The organism is Diaphorobacter sp. HDW4B (genome assembly GCF_011305535.1).
Taxonomy (GTDB): Bacteria; Pseudomonadota; Gammaproteobacteria; order Burkholderiales; family Burkholderiaceae_C; genus Diaphorobacter_A.
Genome location: NZ_CP049906.1, coordinates 578,943 through 600,384 on the forward strand (window position 1 = coordinate 578,943; position 21,442 = coordinate 600,384).

At 62.5% G+C, this 21,442-nt stretch carries 18 protein-coding genes and 1 pseudogene; 7 read left to right on the forward strand and 12 right to left on the reverse strand.

What is annotated here, in order from left to right; all coding sequences use genetic code 11:
- Positions 1 to 13 precede the first annotated feature (13 nt).
- From G7048_RS27510 to G7048_RS27530, 5 genes and pseudogenes are all read left to right on the forward strand, one after another.
- Positions 14 to 973: a tripartite tricarboxylate transporter substrate binding protein gene (locus G7048_RS27510; protein WP_166071664.1), complete on the forward strand. Its 960-nt coding sequence runs from the start codon at positions 14 to 16 to the stop codon at positions 971 to 973.
- 98 nt (positions 974 to 1,071) lie between these two features.
- Positions 1,072 to 2,037, forward strand: a complete 966-nt coding sequence (locus G7048_RS27515) for a 2-hydroxyacid dehydrogenase (RefSeq protein WP_166071665.1) — start codon at positions 1,072 to 1,074, stop codon at positions 2,035 to 2,037.
- Positions 2,038 to 2,078: 41 nt separating this feature from the next.
- A complete protein-coding gene (locus G7048_RS27520) occupies positions 2,079 to 3,416 on the forward strand; it encodes an enolase C-terminal domain-like protein (RefSeq protein WP_166071666.1) in 1,338 nt (445 codons plus the stop codon).
- Between the two features lie 22 nt (positions 3,417 to 3,438).
- Positions 3,439 to 3,552: pseudogene (locus G7048_RS27525) on the forward strand (SMP-30/gluconolactonase/LRE family protein); the annotation flags it as partial.
- A 41-nt stretch (positions 3,553 to 3,593) separates the two neighbouring features.
- A complete protein-coding gene (locus G7048_RS27530; protein ID WP_166071667.1) occupies positions 3,594 to 5,042 on the forward strand; it encodes an aldehyde dehydrogenase family protein in 1,449 nt (482 codons plus the stop codon).
- A gap of 103 nt (positions 5,043 to 5,145) precedes the next feature.
- On the opposite strand, the gene G7048_RS27535 is transcribed toward G7048_RS27530, so the two are convergent.
- From G7048_RS27535 to G7048_RS27545, 3 genes are all read right to left on the reverse strand, one after another.
- On the reverse strand, positions 5,146 to 6,150 hold the full coding sequence (locus G7048_RS27535) for a tripartite tricarboxylate transporter substrate binding protein (protein WP_166071668.1): 1,005 nt from the start codon (positions 6,148 to 6,150) through the stop codon (positions 5,146 to 5,148).
- 99 nt (positions 6,151 to 6,249) lie between these two features.
- The gene (locus G7048_RS27540; RefSeq protein WP_166071669.1) at positions 6,250 to 7,200 is read right to left on the reverse strand and encodes a 2-hydroxyacid dehydrogenase; all 951 of its coding nucleotides are present in this window, start codon (positions 7,198 to 7,200) and stop codon (positions 6,250 to 6,252) included.
- A gap of 20 nt (positions 7,201 to 7,220) precedes the next feature.
- Positions 7,221 to 8,417 carry a mandelate racemase/muconate lactonizing enzyme family protein gene (locus G7048_RS27545; RefSeq protein WP_166071670.1) on the reverse strand — a complete coding sequence of 399 codons (1,197 nt, stop codon included), beginning with the start codon at positions 8,415 to 8,417 and terminating at the stop codon, positions 7,221 to 7,223.
- Between the two features lie 123 nt (positions 8,418 to 8,540).
- Between G7048_RS27545 and G7048_RS27550 the strand changes: the two genes are divergently transcribed.
- Entirely contained in the window at positions 8,541 to 9,254 is a 714-nt protein-coding gene (locus G7048_RS27550; protein ID WP_166071671.1) for a FadR/GntR family transcriptional regulator, read from the forward strand.
- A gap of 12 nt (positions 9,255 to 9,266) precedes the next feature.
- Here the strand turns inward: G7048_RS27550 and G7048_RS27555 are convergent, their stop codons facing one another.
- On the reverse strand, positions 9,267 to 10,370 hold the full coding sequence (locus G7048_RS27555; protein ID WP_240933388.1) for a mandelate racemase/muconate lactonizing enzyme family protein: 1,104 nt from the start codon (positions 10,368 to 10,370) through the stop codon (positions 9,267 to 9,269).
- A gap of 206 nt (positions 10,371 to 10,576) precedes the next feature.
- On the opposite strand from G7048_RS27555, the gene G7048_RS27560 reads away from it, so the two are divergent.
- Positions 10,577 to 11,284: a GntR family transcriptional regulator gene (locus G7048_RS27560; protein ID WP_166071673.1), complete on the forward strand. Its 708-nt coding sequence runs from the start codon at positions 10,577 to 10,579 to the stop codon at positions 11,282 to 11,284.
- Between the two features lie 217 nt (positions 11,285 to 11,501).
- Here G7048_RS27560 and G7048_RS27565 read toward each other — a convergent pair whose 3' ends face one another.
- The 8 genes from G7048_RS27565 to G7048_RS27595 all read right to left on the reverse strand — a co-directional run bounded on the left by G7048_RS27565 (position 11,502) and on the right by G7048_RS27595 (position 21,435).
- The gene (locus tag G7048_RS27565; RefSeq protein ID WP_166071674.1) at positions 11,502 to 13,691 is read right to left on the reverse strand and encodes a DUF1566 domain-containing protein; all 2,190 of its coding nucleotides are present in this window, start codon (positions 13,689 to 13,691) and stop codon (positions 11,502 to 11,504) included.
- Positions 13,692 to 14,102: 411 nt separating this feature from the next.
- The gene (locus G7048_RS27570; RefSeq protein WP_166071675.1) at positions 14,103 to 14,972 is read right to left on the reverse strand and encodes a hypothetical protein; all 870 of its coding nucleotides are present in this window, start codon (positions 14,970 to 14,972) and stop codon (positions 14,103 to 14,105) included.
- A 60-nt stretch (positions 14,973 to 15,032) separates the two neighbouring features.
- Positions 15,033 to 17,390 carry a xanthine dehydrogenase family protein molybdopterin-binding subunit gene (locus G7048_RS27575; protein ID WP_166071676.1) on the reverse strand — a complete coding sequence of 786 codons (2,358 nt, stop codon included), beginning with the start codon at positions 17,388 to 17,390 and terminating at the stop codon, positions 15,033 to 15,035.
- On the reverse strand, positions 17,387 to 17,866 hold the full coding sequence (locus G7048_RS27580; RefSeq protein ID WP_166071677.1) for a (2Fe-2S)-binding protein: 480 nt from the start codon (positions 17,864 to 17,866) through the stop codon (positions 17,387 to 17,389). Before G7048_RS27580 ends, G7048_RS27575 begins: the two co-directional genes overlap by 4 nt.
- A gap of 39 nt (positions 17,867 to 17,905) precedes the next feature.
- A complete protein-coding gene (locus G7048_RS28695; RefSeq protein WP_256376562.1) occupies positions 17,906 to 18,028 on the reverse strand; it encodes a hypothetical protein in 123 nt (40 codons plus the stop codon).
- Positions 18,003 to 18,806 (reverse strand): xanthine dehydrogenase family protein subunit M, encoded by an 804-nt coding sequence (locus tag G7048_RS27585; RefSeq protein ID WP_166071678.1) that lies wholly within the window; start codon positions 18,804 to 18,806, stop codon positions 18,003 to 18,005. Before G7048_RS27585 ends, G7048_RS28695 begins: the two co-directional genes overlap by 26 nt.
- Before the next feature lie 77 nt (positions 18,807 to 18,883).
- Complete coding sequence (locus tag G7048_RS27590) at positions 18,884 to 19,927, reverse strand: ABC transporter permease (RefSeq protein ID WP_166071680.1); 1,044 nt, start codon at positions 19,925 to 19,927, stop codon at positions 18,884 to 18,886.
- On the reverse strand, positions 19,927 to 21,435 hold the full coding sequence (locus G7048_RS27595) for a sugar ABC transporter ATP-binding protein (protein WP_166071681.1): 1,509 nt from the start codon (positions 21,433 to 21,435) through the stop codon (positions 19,927 to 19,929). The genes G7048_RS27590 and G7048_RS27595 overlap by 1 nt, the downstream gene beginning before the upstream one ends.
- Positions 21,436 to 21,442: the final 7 nt, after the last annotated feature.

The following is a 21,442-nucleotide window of genomic DNA, read 5'->3' on the forward strand; positions in this document are numbered from 1 at the left end:
CCGGAGACAACGCATGAAAAAAGTTTGGATTGCACTGAGCGCGGCGCTCACCTTCATGGCCCAGGCGGCAGGCAACTATCCTGACAAGACGGTCAACATCATCGTCCCCTTCCCTGCGGGTGGATCCACCGACACCATCGCGCGCGCGCTGGGCCAGAAGATGGGCGAAAAGCTGGGGCAGCCGTTCGTGGTCGACAACCGGGCCGGGGCCACGGGCACCATTGGCTCGCTGGCGGTCAAGCGAGCACCAGCCGACGGCTACACACTGCTGTTCGCATCGCTGGCTCCCTTTGTCGTCACGCCACATCTGATGAAGACGGCACCCTACAACGCGGAGAAGGACTTCGACTACATCTCGGTGCCGGTCCAGGCTCCCAATGTGCTCGTCGCCGCGCCCCCACAGAAAGCCCGTACCGTGGCGGATGTGATCGCTTTGCTCAAGGCGCAGCCCGGAAAAATCAGCTTCGCGAGCTCGGGCAATGGCGCATCGGATCATCTCTCGGCGGAGCTGTTCTGGCAGCAGACGGGCACGTCCGCCATGCATGTCCCCTACAAGGGCGGTGCCCCCGCCATCAATGATCTGCTGGGTGGACAGGTCGACTTCTCGTTCCAGAACGTCAACGCGGTGCTGTCGCATATCCGGGCGGGCAAGCTCCATCCCATTGCCGTGACAGGCGACAAACGCTCCCCTGCGCTTCCAGACGTGCCCACATTGAGCGAGTCGGGCGTCAAAGGCGCAGATGTCTATTCGTGGCAAGGCCTGGCGGCTCCCAAGGGTCTGCCGACGGATGTGAAAGCCAAGTTGGGACAAGCCGCCATCGACGCCATCCACGACCCAGCCGTCTCCAAGCGCCTGACGGAGCAAGGTCTTGAAATCGTGGGAAGCACGCCAGCGGAATTCACCGCGTTCCAGGCCAAGGAAAGTGCGCGTTGGAAGGCGCTGATCCAGAGCCGAAAGATCAGCATCGACTGACGCTGATCGAACCAGTGGGCGGAGACTTCACGCGCGCCACTTTTCCGACCATTGGAAGCTTCTCGCACCACAACAAAATCACACAAGGATTGTCCTGAATGGAAAACGCTCGTCCCCGCCTGCTTCAATTCGGCAAGATGCCATTGGCACAACTGGACATCGATCTGGCGCAGGCCTATGACGTACATATCCTCTCGCAAGAGGCGGACCCGGATCGCTTTCTCGCCGAGCATGGCGCGGAGTTCGAACTGGCCGCGACATCGGCCGCCATGGGGCTGCCTGCGCGGGTGGTGAATGCACTTCCTCATCTCAAATTCGTCAGCAGCTTCGGCGTGGGATTCGATGCGCTGGACAAGGAGTCCTTGCTGCGCCGTGGTGCGCGTGTGGGATACACGCCCGGCGTGCTCGACGACTGTGTCGCGGACATGGCCTTTGCGCTGTTGCTGGACGCCGCTCGTGGTCTGAGCGAATCGGACCGTTTTGTGCGGCGCGGCGACTGGGAAAAGTCACGTTTTGGCCTTCGCACACGTGCCAGCGGCAAACGCATCGGCATCTTCGGCATGGGTCGGATCGGCAGCACGGTCGCTCGCCGGGCGTCGGGCTTCGACATGGAAGTGGCCTATCACAACCGGCGCCCTGTGGAAGCCTCGCCCCATCTCTATTTGCCATCCTTGCTGGAGCTTGCAAGCTGGTCGGATTTTCTGGTCATCACCGCCGCGGGCGGCGATGCCACACAGCATCTGGTCAATGCCGAAGTGCTGGATGCGCTGGGCCCCGAGGGCATTCTGATCAATGTGGCGCGCGGCAGTGTCGTGGACGAGGCCGCATTGGTGACCGCATTGCAGGAGCAGCGCATTGCAGGTGCGGGGCTCGATGTTTTCGAAGACGAACCGCGCCCCCTGCCCGCTCTGCTGCAGTTGGACAACGTGGTGCTCGCTCCCCACATCGCCAGCGGCACGAACGAAACCCGCCGCGCGATGGCGGACCTGACGTTGCAGAACCTGCGGCAGTACTTGGCTACCGGGCGTCCCCTCTCGGAAGTGCCTTGGTCCGCCGCACAGTGATCTCCTCTTCTCCTTGAATCCTTTGAATGATCGAGCCCGCCATGTCCACCACTCCTACCATCACCGAGATCGAAGTCATTCCTGTCGCGGGCCGCGACGGCATGTTGATGAACCTGAGCGGGGCCCATGCGCCCTTCTTCACGCGCAACATCGTGCTCATCCATGACAGCGCCGGACATACGGGCGTGGGCGAAGTGCCCGGCGGTGAGCCCATCCGCCAGGCGCTGGAAGACAGCAAGAGCGTTCTGGTCGGCCAATCGATCGGCAATCATCTGCAGCTTCTGCAAAAAGTGCAGAAGGCGCTGGAGGGCCGAGACACCGGTGGGCGAGGCCTGCAGACCTTCGATCTGCGCATCGGTGTGCACGCGGTCACCGCCGTGGAGTCGGCGCTTCTGGACTTGCTCGGACAGCATCTGGGCGTTCCGGTGGCGGCGCTTCTGGGGGAAGGCCAGCAACGCGATCGCGTCGAAATGCTGGGCTATCTGTTCTTCGTCGGCCCTACCGACAAAACCGATCTTCCCTACGTCCGGGCCGGCGAGGACACCAGCGGCACGGACGACTGGACTCAGGTGCGGCACATGACCGCCATGGATCCGGATGCCATCGTGCGTCAGGCCGAAGCCGCTCACGCACGCTATGGTTTCAACGACTTCAAGCTCAAGGGCGGTGTATTGGCGGGCGAGCAGGAGGTCGACGCCGTGACCGCTTTGGCCAAGCGCTTCCCCGAGGCACGTGTCACGCTGGACCCTAACGGCGGCTGGCTGCTCAAGGATGCGATTCGCCTGATGCGCGACATGCATGGTGTGCTGGCCTACGCCGAAGACCCGTGCGGTGCGGAAAACGGATTCTCGGGCCGCGAGATCATGGCCGAGTTCCGGCGTGCCACCGGCCTGCCCACAGCCACCAACATGATCGCGACCGACTGGCGGCAGATGGTGCATGCCCTGTCGCTTCAGTCCGTGGACATTCCACTGGCCGACCCCCATTTCTGGACCATGGCGGGTTCCGTGCGCGTGGGCCAGACCTGCCGCGACTGGGGACTGACCTGGGGCTCGCATTCCAACAACCACTTCGACGTCTCGCTGGCCATGTTCACCCACGTGGCGGCGGCGGTGCCGGGCAAGGTCACGGCGATCGACACGCACTGGATCTGGCAGGACGGCCAGTACCTGACGCAGAACCCGCTGCAGATCAAAGGCGGATTTGTGGACGTGCCCAAGACACCAGGCCTCGGCGTGACCGTGGATCGTGCGGCCCTGCAACGCGCCAACGCGCTGTACATGGAGCACGGACTCGGCGCACGCAACGACGCCATGGCCATGCAGTACCTGATCCCCGGCTGGACCTTCGACAACAAGCGGCCATGCATGGTGCGATGACTGGTTGACAGACGTTTTTCCCATGCCCGAACGCTGCGCCAACCTGACCTTCGGCGGCCCGAAACTCAATCGCCTGTACATGGCCAGCAGTCACTCTCTCTACGCGCTTTATGTGCAAGCCCACGGCGCGGTCTGAGAGCGTATTTCTCCAATCAACGCTACTCTGAACTCACACCCATGTCCCAGCACAACAATCTGATCAATGGCGAATGGACGCCCGGCAAGTCCTATGCTCCCAACCTCAATCCCAGCAATTTGTCCGAGGTGATCGGTGAGTATGCGCAAGGCGATGCATCCGATGTGGACGCGGCGGTTGTGGCAGCCAATGCGGCGTTTCCGGCCTGGAGCACATCGGGCATTCAGGCGCGCTCCGATGCGCTCGACAAGATTGGCTCGGAGATCCTGGCGCGCAAGGAAGAGCTCGGTGAGCTGCTTGCTCGCGAGGAAGGCAAGGTGCGCGGCGAAGCCATTGGCGAAGTCATGCGTGCGGGCCAGATTTTCAAGTTCTTTGCCGGTGAGTGTCTGCGCCTTGCGGGCGAGACGCTGCCCTCCGTTCGTCCCGGCATCGGCGTGGAAGTCACGCGCGAGCCCATCGGCGTCGTGGGGCTGATCACGCCTTGGAACTTCCCCATTGCGATTCCTGCATGGAAGATCGCACCGGCGCTGGCCTTCGGCAATTGCGTGGTCATCAAGCCCGCCGATCTGGTGCCCGGCAGTGCCTGGGCACTTGCCGACATCATTCACCGCTCGGGCATTCCTGCGGGCGTGTTCAACCTGGTGATGGGGCGCGGTCGCGTGATCGGCGATGCGTTGGTCAACCATCCTGGAGTGAACGCGATCAGTTTCACGGGCTCCGTGGGCGTGGGCCGTGGCATCGCGGCGGCTTGCGTGGCATCGGGCAAGAAGGTGCAGCTCGAGATGGGCGGCAAGAACCCGCAGGTCGTGCTCGACGATGCCGATCTCAAGCAGGCCGTGGAGCTGTCGGCGCAAAGCTGTTTCTATTCCACAGGCCAGCGGTGCACGGCATCGAGCCGCCTGATCGTGACCGACAAGATCTATCCCGCATTCGTCGAAGCGCTCAAAGCCCGCGTCGAAGCCATCAAGGTCGGCGCGGCGCTGGCGGCGGGCTCGGACATGGGCCCGGTGGTCAGCCAGTCTCAGCTGGAACAGGATCTGTCGTATGTGGACATCGGCAAGAGCGAAGGTGCACAACTGCTCAGCGGCGGCGCTCGCATTGCCTGCCACACCGGCAGCGGACACGAAGGCTATTTCATGTCGCCAGCGCTGTTCGCCGACAGCACGCCTGCCATGCGCATCAATCGCGAAGAAATCTTCGGCCCCGTGGCCAACGTGATCCGCGTGAAGGACTACGAAGAAGCCCTCGCCGTCGCCAACGACACCGAGTTCGGTCTGTCCGCCGGCATTGCGACCACCAGCCTCAAGTACGCAACGCACTTCAAGCGCCATGTGCAGGCCGGCATGGTGATGGTCAATCTACCGACCGCCGGAGTGGACTACCACGTGCCGTTTGGCGGCCGCAAGGGCAGCAGCTACGGCCCGCGCGAGCAAGGCCGGTATGCGCAGGAATTCTTCACGACGGTGAAAACAGCCTATACGCTGGCCTGATTTCAGCGTCGCCGCTGAGTCAGCATGAAACAAAACCCCCGGAGCTTTTGCAGGCTCCGGGGGTTTTGTGTTCTGGGCTCCGACCTTCGATCTCCAATGGGTCTCAACTGGGCTTGATGTCGTATTTTTTGACCAGAGCGCCCCAGCGGCTGGTTTCTGTTTTCATCCAGTCGGAGATCTGTTGGCGACTCATGGTGGTGGGCTCGGATCCGAGTTCGATCAGTTTGGCGCGGACTTCGGGGCGTTGGACGATGCGCTGGATTTCGGCGGCGAGTTTGTCGAGGATGGCAGGTGGCGTGCCTGCAGGGGCCAGCAAGCCTTGCCAGGAACCGGTCACGAAATCGGGGATCTGGGACGCGACCGTTGGCACACCGGGCGTGGCGGAAAACGGCTTGGCGCTGGTCACGGCGATGGCCTTGATCTTGCCTGCCTGCACCAGTGTGTTGGTGGCCAGCACGCTCGCCATGGCCGAGTCGATCTGACCGCCTGCCAGATCGGCCATGGCCTGCGCACCACCCTTGTAGCCGATCACGTTGAACTCGAAGCCCTTGCTTTCAGCCAACTGGATGCCTGCCAATTGGCTGATGGAAGCCAGCGTCGTGCCGAAGCTCAGCGGCTTCCCGGATTTCTTGGCGAACGCTGCCAGTTCATCCAGATTCTTGGCTGGCAGGTCGCTGCGAACGACCAGCAGATGTGGCGAGTACGCAGGAATGGAGATCGGGGCCAGATCCTTCATGGGATCGTAGTTGAGCGGCATGACGCTGGGGCCGATGGTGAGATTGCTCATGTCGAGCAGCAGCAGGTTGTAGCCATCGGGTGCCGATTTGGCGACGAAGGACGCACCGATCTGGCTGTTGCCTCCGGCCTTGTTTTCGACCACCACGGGCTGTTTGAACGCATCGCCCAGCTCCTTGGCCAGCAGTCGCGCCAAGATGTCCGACGTGCCTCCTGCCGGATTGGGCACGGTGATGCGAATCATCTTTTCTGGGTATTTGGTGGCCTGTGCCTGCGCGCCCGTTGCGGCACAGGCCAATGCCAGCAGGCCGCCCAGCGCGATGACTCGGCGCTGCAATGGAGTCGATTGGGGTGAAAATTTCAAAGATGGCATGGTGGTCTCCGGTTTCTTCAGGTAAAGCCGGGGCCAGCCTCTGCGGTTTCAGGGACTCGCAGAGGTTTGACTCCAAGCAGAAAAGTGCGTCGCCCGTTGCTAGAGCACGCCGTGAATCTGGTTTTCCAGTGGCTCGCCGCGTTGCAGGCGTTGGATGTTGTTGGCCATGAACGCGTACCGGCGCTCCAGCAGGACTGGGGTGATGGCAGAGATGTGCGGAGTGGCGCGCACATTGGGCAGCGCGTGCAGTGGATAACGCGACGGCGGCACGGGCTCCCCCGGTTGGGGGTACTGGTACCAGACATCGAGCACCGCCCTGCCCGGCCGACCTTGCTGCAGCGCCTCGTACAAGGCCTGCTCGTCGATCACTTCTGCACGTGCGACGTTCACGAGCAAAGATTGCTCCGACATCAGCGAGAGCTGCCGCGCGCCGATCAGCCCACGGGTGCCGTCGTCGAGCGGACAGCACACCACCAAAGCGTTCACGCGCGGCAGGATGTCATCCAACTGCGAGACGGGCAGGTATTCTTCGGCGAGGTCACCGGGCCGGCCGCTGCGGGTGATGGCGATCACGCGCATGCCGCAGGCCCGCGCACGCTGGGCAATCTCTTGTCCGATGCGCCCAAAGCCCAATACCGCCACGGTCTTGCCGAAGGCCTCGTCGTGTGAAGGCCGCGCTGCGTAGGCCTGCGCCCATGCCTGGGCATCCAGCACCGCCGGGTACTTCCACAACTGCAGTTGGTGTTCCAGCAAGGCGTGCAATGTGAATTCGGCGATCGGCACTTCGTGTCCGTACACGTTGCACACGGCGGTAGCTTGAGGCACGGATGCCAACGCAATCTGTTCCCAGCCCGCACCGGGCACATGCACCAGCCGACAGCGCAGCCGCTCGGCCTCGCTCGCACCGATCTTGTTGCCGATGACCACATCGGCCACGATGTCGCCACTGGCGGAAAAGCCGTCCAGCGCCTGGACTTCGTGTTCGGGGCCGAGCAGCGCCCGCAAACGCGGGGCATTCGGCGCGTGCAATCCAACGATCTTGATGAGCATGTTCAAAGTCCAGTGTGGTGTCAGCGGCTTTCGCGCACGATGATTCCGGGCTGCTGCTTGAAGTCTTCTTTCAAGCGGGCGCCAAGGCCCGCCTTGGTCGGTGGCAAGGCCATGCCGCGTTCGATCACGGGCAGTTCGGTGAGGATGTCGCGGTACCAGGTGGCCAAGGTGGCTCGCACCACTTCCTGATAGATGGCGGTCGGTGCATGCAGGGCCATGTGCAAACCGGCCATCAAGGTCACGGGACCTGTGCAGTCATGCGGGGCGAGCGGACGGTTGTAGGCTTGGGCAAGTGCGGCAATCTTTCGGCCTTCGGTGAAGCCACCGCACCAGGCCAAGTCCAGCATCACGACATCGAGCGCATCCTGCGCCAGCAGATCGCGGAAGGGCCGCAGGCCTCCAAGCGTCTCGCTGCCGCAGATCGGCACGCGCGTGCGGCGGCGCAGATCGGCCAAGCCTGCCGGATCGTCCATCTTGCAGAGGGGATCTTCCACCCAGAAAACGTTGAACTCCTCCAGCGCCTGACAGATGCGCAGTGCCGAGTGGCCGCCGAACAGGCTGTGCAGTTCGCACATCACCTCGATCTTGTTGCCCACGGCTTCGCGGATCTGCCGGAAGGGCTCCAGGCCCTTGTCGAGATCGGCCAGACCGATGAGCTGGCCATTGCTTGCTGGCGCGTAGATGTCGAACGGCCAGATCTTCATGGCCTTGTAGCCTTCGTCCAGCAGGCTGCGAGCGAGCGCTCCGGCATCGCGCATGAAGGCGACCTGATCGTCATAGGGGCCAGCGGACTCGTCGCCTGCCTGAATGTCGCGGCGCTGGCCACCCGTGTTGAAGGAGTAACCAGCACAGGTGTTGTAGACCGGAACGCTGGGACGTGCGCCTCCGCCCAGCGCCTGGTAGATGGGCACGCCCTGCCGCTGGCCCGCCAGATCCCACAGCGCTATGTCCACGGCACTGGCTGCCCTGACCTCCACCCCCGAGCTGTTGTAGCCGACATAGGGGGTGAGCAGATGGCGCGAGATGCCCTCCATGTGCCGGGCGTCGCGTCCGATCAGCCATGGGGCCAGTTCACCATGCAGACAAGCGTCGACGGACACAGCGCCTCGAAAGGTCTCGCCGAGTCCCACGAGTCCATCATCGGTTTCGATCTCCAGCCAGATCAGGCTCGGGCGATCGGGCAATCGATAGGTGCGCAGACAGCGAATGGTTGACATGATTTACAGCTTTTTATATCTTTGAGAAATCGACGACTTCTTTGCAGAAATTGTGATTTCATCGATTGATCATGTCAATTGCTGTTCGACTGTCGATATCCCTGTAAAAATCTGTCATACCTCATGCCAACCACTGATACCGACGAACTCTCCCGAGAGAGCCACCTGTTGAGCGACAAGGTCTATGGCGAGTTGCTGCGTCTGCTTGGTTCACCCGGTTTCGAAGCGTCTGCCCGACTGCCGGGTGAAACCGCACTCGCTCAGCGTCTGGGCGTTTCACGTCCGGTGCTGCGCCAAGCGTTGGCGCGACTGCGCAGCGAGGGGCGCATCACCACGCAAAAGGGCTCGGGCAACTATGTGGCGCAAGTGCAGCGCGAGGTGACGGCTTCGCACTTCGGAACGCTCAGCAACATCCCGGACATCCGGGCGTTTCTGGACTTCCGCTGCTGCATCGAGGGCGAAGCTGCGGCACGGGCTGCACGCACGCGCACCTCAGAACAACTGGGCCACATTCAAAAATGCCAGCAGTTGTTTGAGACAGCGTTGGTCAACGGCGAAGATGCCATCGAAGAAGACATTGCGTTCCACCAAGCGGTGGCGCTGGCGTGCGGCAACCGGTTTTTCGACATGACGATGTCTGCGCTGGCGCATCAGACCCGCTTCAGCATTGGCCTTGTGCGCAGTCTGGCGGGTCGCCCGCAAGGTGAACGTCTGGCGGATGTGTGCCGGGAACATGCCGCGATCACCGACGCCATCGAGCGACAGGACGCAGCAGCCGCAGCCGACGCCATGCGCCAGCATTTGCAGGGCGGCATCCTCAGGCTGTTTGGTCAATGAGCCAGTCGCGACTCAGGAATCCACGCGCCAGCGGTGGGCCTCTTCGGACAAGCTGAAGCCAAGGCCCGGGCGCTGCGGCAGCAACATGTGCCCGTTCTTGATTTCCAGACGCTCGTTGAAGGCAGGCTCCAGCCATTCGATGTGCTCCACCCAGGCCTCGTGCGGGTAGGCACAACCCATGTGAATGTGGATTTCCATCACGAAATGCGGTGCGAGCTTCAGGCGATGAAGATCGGCACTGTTGGCAATCTTGAGGAACGGAGTGATCCCGCCCACCCGCGGCACATCGGGTTGCAGGAAGGTCGCCGAGCGATGCTCGATCAGCTGACTGCACTCGGCCACGCTGCTCAGCATCTCGCCTGTGGCAATGGGCGTATCGAGTCTCGCCGTCAATTGCGCGTGGCCCTGATAGTCGTAGGCGTTGAGTGGCTCCTCCAGCCAGACGAGGTTGAATTCTTCGAGTCGCCTGCCCGCACGCAAGGCGGTGGTCAGATCCCATTGCTGATTGGCGTCCACCATCATCGGCACGTCGTCGCCCACATGCTTGCGTACTGCCGCAACGCGCTCCATGTCTTTGTTCAGATCCGGCTGCCCCACCTTGAGCTTGATGCCACCCAGACCACGCGCCAGCGACTGATCGACGTTGGCCAGCACCTCGGACGTGCTGGCCGACAAATATCCACCCGAGGTGTTGTAGCAAGGCACGCTGTTGCGATAGGCCCCGAGCAGCTTGCCGATCGACACATTGGCTGACTTGGCCTTCAGATCCCAGAGCGCCACATCGAAGGCCGCGATGCTCTGCACGGACACACCGGTTCGAGACACCGAAGCACCCAGCCAGGCGAGTTTTTCCCACAGTCGGCCAATGTCGTTGGGGTCCTCTCCGATCAGCGCGCCGGACAACTCCCTCGCATGGGCCAGCAGCGCCGCACCCCCTGCCCTGAGCGAATAACTGAAGCCGAAACCCCGGGCCCCGTTCACCGTCTCGATGGTCGCAGTGAGCATGTCCACCGCTTCCAGCGGCTTTTGACGCCCTGTGAGGACCTTGGCATCGCTCAGCGGTTTTTTGAGCGGAATTTTGTAGAGCGCGACCTCGACGGTCTTGATGGGATCCATGGGGCTGTCCTGGTTGGAGAGGAAGGAAACAAGGAAAGAAAGGGCCGTCATGTCATCGGACCGACAGCAACTTGATGCCCATTTTGAGGTGCCATTTCCCCATTGTCAATATCGTGCATGATCTTTGATGCATCATGATTGATGCTTGAATGAACTACCGGAGAGGCGCGATAATCGTGCCACTTGATCTCTGAACAGAACGAAACATGTCCTCGAAAACGCCCGCTGCAGGTAGCCTGAGACTCGCCAAGACATCGTTGGCCGAGCTGGCTTATGAAGAATTGAAGCGCCGGATCTTTGATCAGCAGTTGAGTCCCGGGGCTCGCCTGAACATCGATGCCCTGTCCCGCGAATGCGGCGTCAGCAGCTCACCCTTGCGCGAAGCGCTGGTCAGGCTCCAATCGGAAGGCCTCGTGGTGTTCGAAACCAACTTCGGGTTTTATGTGGCTCCCGCGCCGGACCAGGAACAGATGGCGCACCTGCTCGAATACCGCCAGGTTCTGGAAGTCTTCGGCGCGCGAGCCGGGGCTGTACGAATCAATGACGACACCCTGACCATCATGCGCAAGGCCACAGAGGCCATGGCCAACATGCGCGCCAAGGGCGTGAGCTACAAGCAGTACCGCGCCTATTTCGAGCACGAACAAAGCTTTCACCAGGCGATCGTGGACAGCGCGGCCAATCCCGTCATCTCCACGGCCTATCGGGAGCTTCACCTGGTGCTGCTGGTCGCCCGCCTGTCCGTCATCCCGGACAGCAACAACATCGGCTCGGACGCTGCCGTGGACGAACACCGGGCCATTCTGGACGCCTTCGAGAAGCGTGATCCCGACGCCGCCGAGGCTGCGGTGCTCAGACATATCCAGGCAGCACAGGAGCGCATGAGATCCATGCTGGGGGCAGCAAGTGCATAGCTGTTGTTGAGAAGCGGTGAGCGATGTGATTCGCCCACCGCGAGTCCTCCAGCGATGCTGCGGGGACTTTGATGGGCTCCTGTGCACGATGCTGCCGTGGTCACGCGCAACATCACGCACCTCGAGGCTTCAAGTGCCCGACTGGTCAACCTCTGGGAATTTCTCCCTGAGCAACCTTGACAGGTCGAGACGAAATGCAGGAATGAAGCTGCAGCATCTATAGCATCCGGCGTGCCCGTATGCCGGAGATCCCGAGCAGCGCCATCAGCCCCATCAGCCCCATCAGCAGCATCAGGCTCCACTCGCCCAGCGTGGGGACGGCCGTGGTGGTGGTCGTCAGAACCCCCGGGCCACCGGGGTCGGCAATCACGCCCACCCTGGGGTCGCTGTCGCCCACACCGTTGTCGGTGATGCTGAACCTGACCTCGCTGGTGCTGCCCGTGCTGGTGATGACTGCACCGGAGAGCACATACCAGTGCGGTGTGGGGTTGCCCGCCTCAGGCCCGAACTTGTAGTACTTGGCGTCGGCCGGCAGCGCCTGCGGGTACTTGATCGTGATGTCCAGCGTATTGCCCGCACACTGGGCGTTAGTGACGAACGCGAACACGCCTTGCGGGAATGCGACGCCCGCAGGTGGTGCCCCAGGCACGCTGCTGACAGGGTTGAAGCCGGTGGTCTGGTAGCCGCAGCCCGCACTGCCGCCGGTGAAAGAGGCCGTTACCGCACCGCCGCCTGGAGCGCTGCCGCTGGCGGTGGTGATCGGGGCGGTAGCAACCGTGATGGCCCTGGTGACTTGCGGAGCATCGCTGTAGTTGGCGTTGCCCGCTTGATCCGCCGCCACCGTACAGGTGCCTGCGGCCACGGCGGTGACGGTGCTGCCGCTGACCGTGCAGACACTGGGCGTCTGGCTGCTAAAGCTGACGGCCAGGCCCGAAGCGCCGCCGGTGGCGCCAACGGTAGCCGTCGCTCCGCCATACATCACGCTGGGGGCAGTGTTGAAGGTGATGCTTTGGCTGGCTTTGGCTATGAGGATGTCCTGCGTGACTGGCGTGGCAGGGTTGTAATTGCTGTCGCCCTCCTGATTGGCGGCAACCATGCAGGTGCCTGCGGCCACGGCGGCGACGGTGCTGCCGCTGACCGTGCAGACACTGGGCGTCTGGCTGCTGAAGCTCACGGCCATGCCCGAAGCGCCGCCGGTGGCACCAACAGTAGCCGTCGCTCCGCCATACATCATGCTGGGGGCAGTGTTGAAGGTGATGCTTTGGCTGGCTTTGCCTATGAGGATGTCCTGCGTGACCGGCGTGGCGGGGTTGTAATTGCTGTCGCCCGCCTGGTTGGCGGCCACGGTGCAGGTGCCTGCAGCCAGGGCCATGACCACGCCGCTGTTGGCGTTCACGCTGCACACGCTGGTGGTGCTGGGCACGCTGTAGCTGAGAGGGTTGCCGGAGTTGGGGCTGGCGCTGGTGGCAGTGACGGTACCGGTGGCTCCGCCAAACACCATGCTGGGGGCGGTGCCAAAGCTCAGAGTCTGGTTGGCTCGGGTGGGGGTGAAGCTCAGCGGGCCGCTGACGGCTGAAGCGTTGAGGGCGGCGTCCACCGCCACGAAGTAGGCGTCATATGCCGTGTCGGTCACCAAGCCGGTGATGCCGAAAGGCGTGGCCGTGGTTGCGCCCATGGGTGCGCTGCCGCCAAATACAGTGCTGACAGTGCCGTAAGTGACGCCATCGACCACCTGACGGGCGCTGGGAGCGGACGAGCCGCTGGGCACGACCAGCCAGTAGCCGGTGCCCGCGGCACTGCTGGTGGCGTTGAGAGTGGTGCCGGTGCCGCTGGTGCTGCCCAAGCCGACGGCGCTCACGACCGGGGTGCTACCGGACGACGCAAACGGTTGGCCGCTGCGCACGAGGCGAACGTAGTGGGGTTGACCGGTGTCGCGGTAGTAAAAGCCGCCGGAACCGAAGTTGACAACCAATTCCGCATAGGGGTTGGTGGATCCGCTCAATGTTTTGTAATGGTCGGCAACCGTCCCTGGAAACGCCTCCTGGTCAATCATCGGCGCAATTCCCATTACCACCAGATACTGCAGCTCCGTCTGGCTCGGTAGCCGCCAGTCGGTATAGCCCAGGTACCTGGCGCTGTTGCGGGTGGTGACCTCGGTCTTCGCATTAGGGAGTGAGTAGGTCAGGGCTGCACCAGTAGCACAGTTGCTGCCGCTCTGCCCCAGGCTGCACCGGTCCCACACCAGTTCGTGGCTGGTGTCGGCCACCGTGCCATTGCTTTGCACCACATAGGGAGCCGCCGCCCCGGCTGGGGCAACGAAGCACACACTGCCCAGCAGCGCAGCCAACAGCCTGCGGCCGGTGTACAGGGCTGGCCCATGCAGGAGGGGTAGAGGTGAACAGGACATAACGGTACTTTCTCTTGACGTCAAGGCGGCCCTGGGTAACCCTCTTGAACTTGGAAACAGCAGTTGGATGTGTCCGAAAAAAGGCAAATGCCTCAGTTTGGAATCAATGATTCAGAGTCTATGAGTTTGTAACATTCCGCACAATGGATATTCCCTATATTTAAAGACAGGGACCCTTGCTCCATCTATCTGTCCAGACCCACCTGAACGATCTCACCACCGAAGTGCTTTTGTGCCTTGGACTCTCCCTTGATGAATGAGTGAAGACCATCGTATGGCGAGACGTCCGTGGGATGGGAAAGTAAAACTAACTTTGAAAGCTAGTTTTGGTTCCGGTTCTTTTCAGCGAAAGAGTCCAGAGGCTTGGGCGGAGGCGGCGGGGGGCAGCCAACTTTTCCAATGGAGGCGCAATCAACTCCAGGTGAAGCACTGCCACACCGTGCGGGTTTCGGGTTCGTAGAACACAAGCGTTTCTGCGTCGTGAATGATGCCGTAGTTCCCCGTGGAGAAAGCGCCGATGAACTGTGCGGGTTGGCCGTCCGGCGTGACCGGGAATTGATGGTCCCGATCCTCATCGTTCACACGCGAACGGCTGCCAGTGTGGAAAGGATGCAGATCCCAATCGCATGGACCGCCAAGAACATGCGCCAGCGCACGGGGTTCGTTCAGCCAGTCCAGAAACGCCTGGGGATCGGTCGCCCGCTTGGCTTGGCTGGCCCACTCATCCGGGGCAAACAGCCCTTGCCTGCGCGATGCCTGCGCCTTGGCGGCGGCGTGGTCGTGCAACTGGGCGGCCTGCAGAATGCGCCGGTATTGGTACTCGGTGAATGCATCTCCTTGCAGCAGTTCAGCTGGCACGCGTGTGGTCAGGTTTTCCAATTCGCGGCGCAGGTGGCGCATGGTATGCAGCGGTTCATCGCCGGGCTCGATGCGCGCCAGGTCGAAGTAGCGCCAATCGGCCAGAAAGTGCATGCGGCAGGCATCATCGAGGCGAAAGGCCAGCCAGTTTTCGCTTGCCCAATCGTTGTAGTGAGCGTGCCCCTCCGCACCCAAGGTACCGTCGCATGGCTCGACCGTTCCCATCACACTCAAACGCCCTTGCCACGCGGGATTGAACGCAGACAGATCCAATGCGATCAACGGCAGCAAATGCTGCGCGGCTTCGGTGCGATCAGCGTCGGAGCCGCCGAAAACCAAGTCCCCATAGGGAAACAGCTGGGCCCAGTCGGGTGCGGTCAATGGATTGTGCAGCGGGTTGTTTTGCAATGGGGATGGGGGCATGCGCCATTTTCACCGAAGCGGATGAATGAACCGCCTTCCGGAACTGACGGTTTGCTGATCTCATTCGTTGCCCAACAGGTTCTGACGCCATTGGTCGGCGATGTGCGGGAAACGCAGTGGCTCGTTGAGTCCCAGCAGCATGGTCAGCGTGCGAGGCGCGGTCAAGGGCAACTCTTGAACGCGGCATCCGGTCGCATGGGCCACGGCGCAGGCGACGGCTGCTCCGACGTTGAGAATGGGCACTTCGCCCGCCCCTTTGATGCCAAGCGGTCCTATGGAAGGCGCTCCTTCGTGCAGCACGATGTCAACCGGAACGACATCCTGGGCCAGCGGGACGCGGAACGACTCCAGACCGGTTTGAAGAACCTGTCCCTGATCGCCGAGCGTGATTTCTTCGTGCAAGGCATATCCCAGTCCCTGCACCACGCCGCCCTGAATCTGCCCGTGGATGGCCCGTGGGTTGAGTGCGCGTCCCACGTCCTGAACCACGGCATAGCTCAAGACTTCGATGTGTCCCGTGTCCGTGTCCACGGCGACCTCGCAGTCATGGACGGCGAAGACGGGGATGTCGATGGCTTCGATGAAATGACCGGCTGCACAGCCCGGCATCGCCGCGACGCCGGGTTTGGTGAAGGCCCCTGTTCCAGCAATCGGCCCCATCACGGCATGGGCACGCTCGACGATCTGGGTCAGCGTCACGCCCGAGCCACGAGCGCCCAGAATTTCGACACGGCCTTCGCGCAGCACGAGGTCTTCGGCCGAAGCCTCCAGCATTTGCGAGGCGATGCGCAGCACCTTGTCCTTCACTTCGAGACTCGCCATGCGGCTGGCCGCTCCGAGCGCCACGGTTTGCCGTCCACCGCCAATGCCGAGGTCGTAGCCTGCGCCATCGGTATCTGCCGTACGGACGATCACATCCTGTGGTCGCAGTCCCAGCGTATCGGCGACGATCTGCGGAATGGATTGCATCATCGAGCCCGAGCCGATCTCCACACCCGAGGTCACGAGCGTCACACTGCCATCGAGATTGAGATTCACGGTGGCTGAGGAAGGCCCCACAAAAACGAACCAGGTTCCGACGACGGTCGCTCGGCCATACCGTCGGTGGCCCGCCTTGCTCTCGCAAGAGGGCTTGGAAGCCTTGAGCTGCTCCATCTTGCCGAGCATGGGTGCCAGCACGTCGCCTTCAAAGACCTGACCGGTGGCGCCGATATCCTTGTGGCCCAGGACGTTGCGACGACGGAACTCCAGCGGGTCCATGTCGATTACGGCGCAAATCTCGTCCGTGTGCCGCTCCAGCGCAAAGGTGTTGTAGACCCCATTGCACGCGCGAAATGCGCCATTGGGCGGTGTGTTGGTATAGATCACCCGGCTGACCAGCCGCACGTTCTGCAGGCGGTAGTTGCCACCCAGCGTGTGTGCGGTCATGGTGGTCAGGAAAATCTGCTCGCCGCCGAACGCGCCGCCATCCATCAGCACCACGGCCTCGCGCGCCGCGATCTGTCCGTCTCTGGTGATGGCAGAGCGAATGCGGATTTCTGCGTTCTCGCGGCACAGGCAAGTCTGCATCTCTTCCTGCCGGGAGTTGACCAGCTTGACGGGGCGACCACTGGCGCGAGCCAAGAGCGCGGCATAGGGCTCGATGGCGCAATCGAACTTGAGCCCGAAGGCACCGCCGACGGGGGGAACGGTCACCCGAATCTGTGCGGGAGACACCTGCAGATAGCGGGCGGTGGCGGTGCGAACGGTCCATGGAACTTGTGTGGACGTTTCGATGTGGAACCGACCATCTTCATATTGCGCGATCACGGCGCGGGGTTCAAACGACAGGTGGTTCTGGCGTGGCACCCGAAAGTGGCTGTCCACGATGGTGACGTCGTCGCGCGCAAAGGCGGCATCGACATCTCCGCGCACAACGGTGGCTTCCCAGGCCACGTTGCCGCCTCGCTTGCCGCCTTGGAACAGGATCTCGTGACTCTCCCAATCGGGATGCACCAGCGGAGCGCCGGGGGCGAGCGCGTCTTCCATGGTGGTCACTGCAGGCAGGGGCTGGATTGTCAGCTCGATGGCGGCGGCGGCGGCGCGGGCCTGCTCCAATGTGTCGGCCGCGACGGCGGCAATCGGTTCGCCCACGAAGCGCACGCGTTCGCTGGCGAAAAGCACCTCGTCCGCGACGCCGATACCGTGGCGTCCCGGTGCATCCTGCGCCGTGACGATGGCCCGAACGCCGGGCATCGCCCGCGCTTTGGAGCAGTCCAGATGAACAATGAGACCGCTTTGCACCTCGGATCGCAGCAGCGCGCCATGCGCCATGCCGGGGTAGGAGCGATCCACGGTGTAGCGGGTTCTGCCGCGCAGCTTGTCGGCGGCGTCGCGCCTTGGCAGATTCATGCCAATGACGGCTTCATCGTGGTTCATGGCTGCTCCCCCGAGCGGCTGGTCGCACTCGACAGCGCAAGCGCTGCGCCGACGATGCGTTCGTACCCGGTGCACCGGCAGATGTTTCCGCACAGGGCGGCTTTCACCTGTGGCTCTGTGGGGCTCGGCGTATGTTTCAAGAACGCGGTGAGGCTCATGACCATGCCCGGAAAACACATGCCGCATTGCACGGCATCGCACTGTTCGAGCCAGGATTGCACGGGCGACAAGGCGTCTTGCGAGCCCTGCGATTCAATGGTTTGCACCTCGGCTCCGGCCACATGAGCCACGGGCATCAAACAGGCGGTGATGGCCTTTCCGTCGACCATGACCGTGCATGCCCCGCAGAAGCCTTCTCGGCACACCACCTTGGCACCCGTGAGGAAGAATTCGTCCCTCAGCACATCCACCAGCGGCGTCATGGGTGGGCTGTGAGACGTTCGCTGGTCGCCATTGAGCGTGAAGAGAATGGGCATGTCCGTTCCTTGCTTGGAAGTGCTTGAAATGCGGGCTGTTCACCAGACGGGTGAGGATTCGGCCAATGGGGTCAGGCAGCGCTGCACCAAGGTGGGAAGCACCTTGACGCGGTACCAACCGGGGGCTTCCACCGTGTCACGCCCCACCCATTGAGAGGCCATTTCCCGCGCCGCCAGCCCGGCCTTGTCGGGGTCCAGTGCTTGCCCGACCAGCCAATGCTCTAGCGCGTGCCAGCGACGCGCGACTGCTTCCACGGAACCCCACCGCTACACGCGCCATGGTCACCGTGCCGTCGGGGGCCGTAGCCACGGCGGCACTCATGATGGCCACGGGATAGTCGCCTGCCTTGCGCAGCGGCAGCCGCACATGGGCCGACCGTACCCGCGTGTGCCGGAGATCACCGATCTGCAAAAGCACGCTTTCGACGATGTGCGAACCGTTGCTTTGTCCTCGCTCGGCAAGAAACTGCTCGATGCCGAGAAGCTCGCCTCCTGCAAGCGACACCACGCGCACTTGCGCATTGAGTGCCAACAATGCAGGGATCAGATCTGCTGCGCTGAAATCGGTTGCGCAAAGATTGCCACCCAGCGTCGCCACGTTGCGTACAGCGGGGTTGGCAGAAGCTCCAGCGGCGCTGGCCAGAGCATGGCATTCGATGCAGTTCGAGAGCGCGCGGGCCAGTTCTGCATGTGTGACGCCGCTGCCGATGCGGATCTGGTGCTCATCCATCTGCACCTGCTTGAGCTCGGCGATGCCAGCGAGGCTGACATAGTCGCGCTGCCCACCATCGCCACGCAAACCAGCGCGCATCAGCCAGGTTCCCCCGGCCAGCACGCGCGCGTTGGGGCCTCGCTTGTCCAATGCTTCGAGCGCATCTTGCACGGAGTGGGCTTGGTAGAAAGTGGAGCTTGCCAGACCCGTTTCGGCCACTGCAATCATGTTGTCTCCCGATCATGAAATCGTCTGTCGCCAGCACGAAGCAAGACATTGGTGGATGTGTTGGAAAGGCGCCTGCCTCACTTGTCACCGGGCACGATCATGCGATGGCGGATCTGGTCGGCCACCACGGCGATGATCAGGAGCGTTCCCAGCACCACCATTTGCAGGTAAGAGCCGACGTTGGATAGATTCATGCCGTTTTGCACCAGCCCGATGAAGATGGCACCCATCACGACGTTCGGCACGCGGCCCATGCCGCCGCGCAGGCTGACACCGGCGATGACGCAGGCGGCAATCGATTCCAGCGCCACGGATCCACCGAGATTGGCCTCGCCGGTTTCCACCCGGGCCGTGAGCAGCAAGCCACTGACGGACGCGAGCAGCGCACACAGCAGGTAAGCCGTCAGCAGTACCCGGCGGGTATCGATGCCCGACAGTGCCGCCGCTTTGGCATTGCCCCCCACAGCCAGCAGATGCGTGCCCAGCGGCAGGCGGCTCATGATCAACCCGATGAGCACCACACAGACCGCCGTGACCAGAACCGACACGGGAATTCCCAGCAGCGTTCCGAAACCGAACAACGAACTGAACTCGTCCGGCAAGCCCGACACCGGCACGCCACCGGTCAGATACAGTGCCAGGCCGAAGCTGATGGACTGCACGCCCAGGGTCATGATGAAGGGAGACACGCCGATCCATGCCACGCCGATGCCGTTGATAAGCCCGATCACAAGGCCGGCAAGCAAGCCGCACAGGCAGCCGATGATCACCACGGTCCATGCAGATTCGGGCAGGACGCTGCCCAGCGCCTGCATCGCCAATGCAGACACAACCGACGTGACGGCCATGGCCGTGCCCACCGACAGATCGAAGCCGCCGGTGACCAGCGCCAGCATCTGACCGAGCGACACCAGAATCAGATAGACCGACTGCCGCAGCAGATTGACCATGTTCTGAACGGTCAGAAATTGATCCGACAGAAGACTGAACACGACGATCGCAATCACCAGCATGAACGGCAGCACGCCGAGACGCAGAAAGGCGGCACGAAGCAGCGTCAACGGACCTCTTGGGGCTGACGCGTGGGGCACGGCGACGGGCAGGGTTGGGTTGGTGTTCATCACTTGCTTTCGTTGGAGCCAAAGAACAGCCCGAGGACGCGCGACTCGGAGATGCCATCACCTGTCAGCTCTCCGGCAATGACGCCGTGCCGCATGACGTACACGCGGTGGCTGAGGTTGAGGACCTCCGGCAGGTCCGAGGAGATGACCACCACCGCCGCGCCGCCCTCGCACAATTGCTGTATCACCCGATAGAGAGTGCTGCGTGTGCCGATGTCCACGCCCACGGTTGGCTCATCGAAGACATAGATGTTGAAGGGCCGCGTCAGGCCGCGCCCAAACATCACCTTTTGCTGGTTGCCGCCCGACAGCAGCGACACCGCGCGATACAGGTTGCGCGGAGCCAGCTCGACCTGCTGCGCCGCTTTTTCGGACAAGCGTCGCCCGAGCTTCTTGCGCAACCAGCCGCCGCGCCCACGCAGAGGACCATCCGCCAGCGGCAAGACGATGTTGGCGTGCGAGGAAAAGCCCAGCACGAGTCCTTCGTTCTTTCGGTCGGGTGGAAGGTAGAAGAACCCTTCGTCGAGCAGCTTGGCTACGCTGGCACCGGTTCTTTGCTGGCCTTTGAACGACACCGTTCCGCTGCTCACGTCATCGAGCCCGTAGATCGCGCGGAACAGTTCGGACTTGCCGCACCCGACCAGTCCCGCAAAACCCACCACTTCCCCGGCCCGCACCTGAAAGCTCGCATCACTCACGCCGTTGGGGGAACTGAGGTGCCGCACGTCCAGAACCGTCTGCCCGGGCCGGGATCGGATGGTGGGATAGACCTGCTCGATGGCGCGACCGGTCATCATCTCCACCAGCGCATCGGCGCTGGTGTCGGCGGCATGCACCGTCCGGATTTTCTTGCCACCGCGCATGACCGTGACGCGATCGGCGATCTCCATGATCTCCTGCATCCGGTGCGAGATGTAGATGATTCCCACGCCCTGCTCCTTGAGTTGCTCGACGAGCTCGAAAAGCTTTCGCGACTCTTTGTCGGTCAGGGAGGCCGTGGGCTCGTCGAGGATCAACACCGAGACATTTCCGCGCAGGCCCTTGGCGATTTCGACCATCTGTTGCTGGGCGCGTGACAGCGACGAGATGTCCGCCGCACTGTCGATCTCGAATCCGAGCGAGGCCAGCATCTGGATGGCGCGCTTATTGAGCGCCTGCACATCCAGCAGTCCATGCCGACGCGGCTCGTCGCCCAGACTCAGATTGCGTGCGACCGACAGCGTCGGAACCAGCGAGAACTCCTGAAAAACCGCGCTGATGCCGTGTTGCCGCGCCTGGTGCACGTTGGCGAAACTCACCGCTTGCCCATGCATCAGAATTTGGCCGCTGGTGGGCGTGTGCGCGCCAGCCAGCAGCGAGATCAGCGTGGACTTGCCCGCGCCGTTTTCACCGAAGAGCACGTGGACTTCTCCGGATCGCAGCTCGAAATCCATGGCATCGAGCGCTCGCACGCCCGGGTATTGCTTGCTCAAGGCAACCGTCTTCAGCAGGATGTCATCTGTGGACATGATGAGG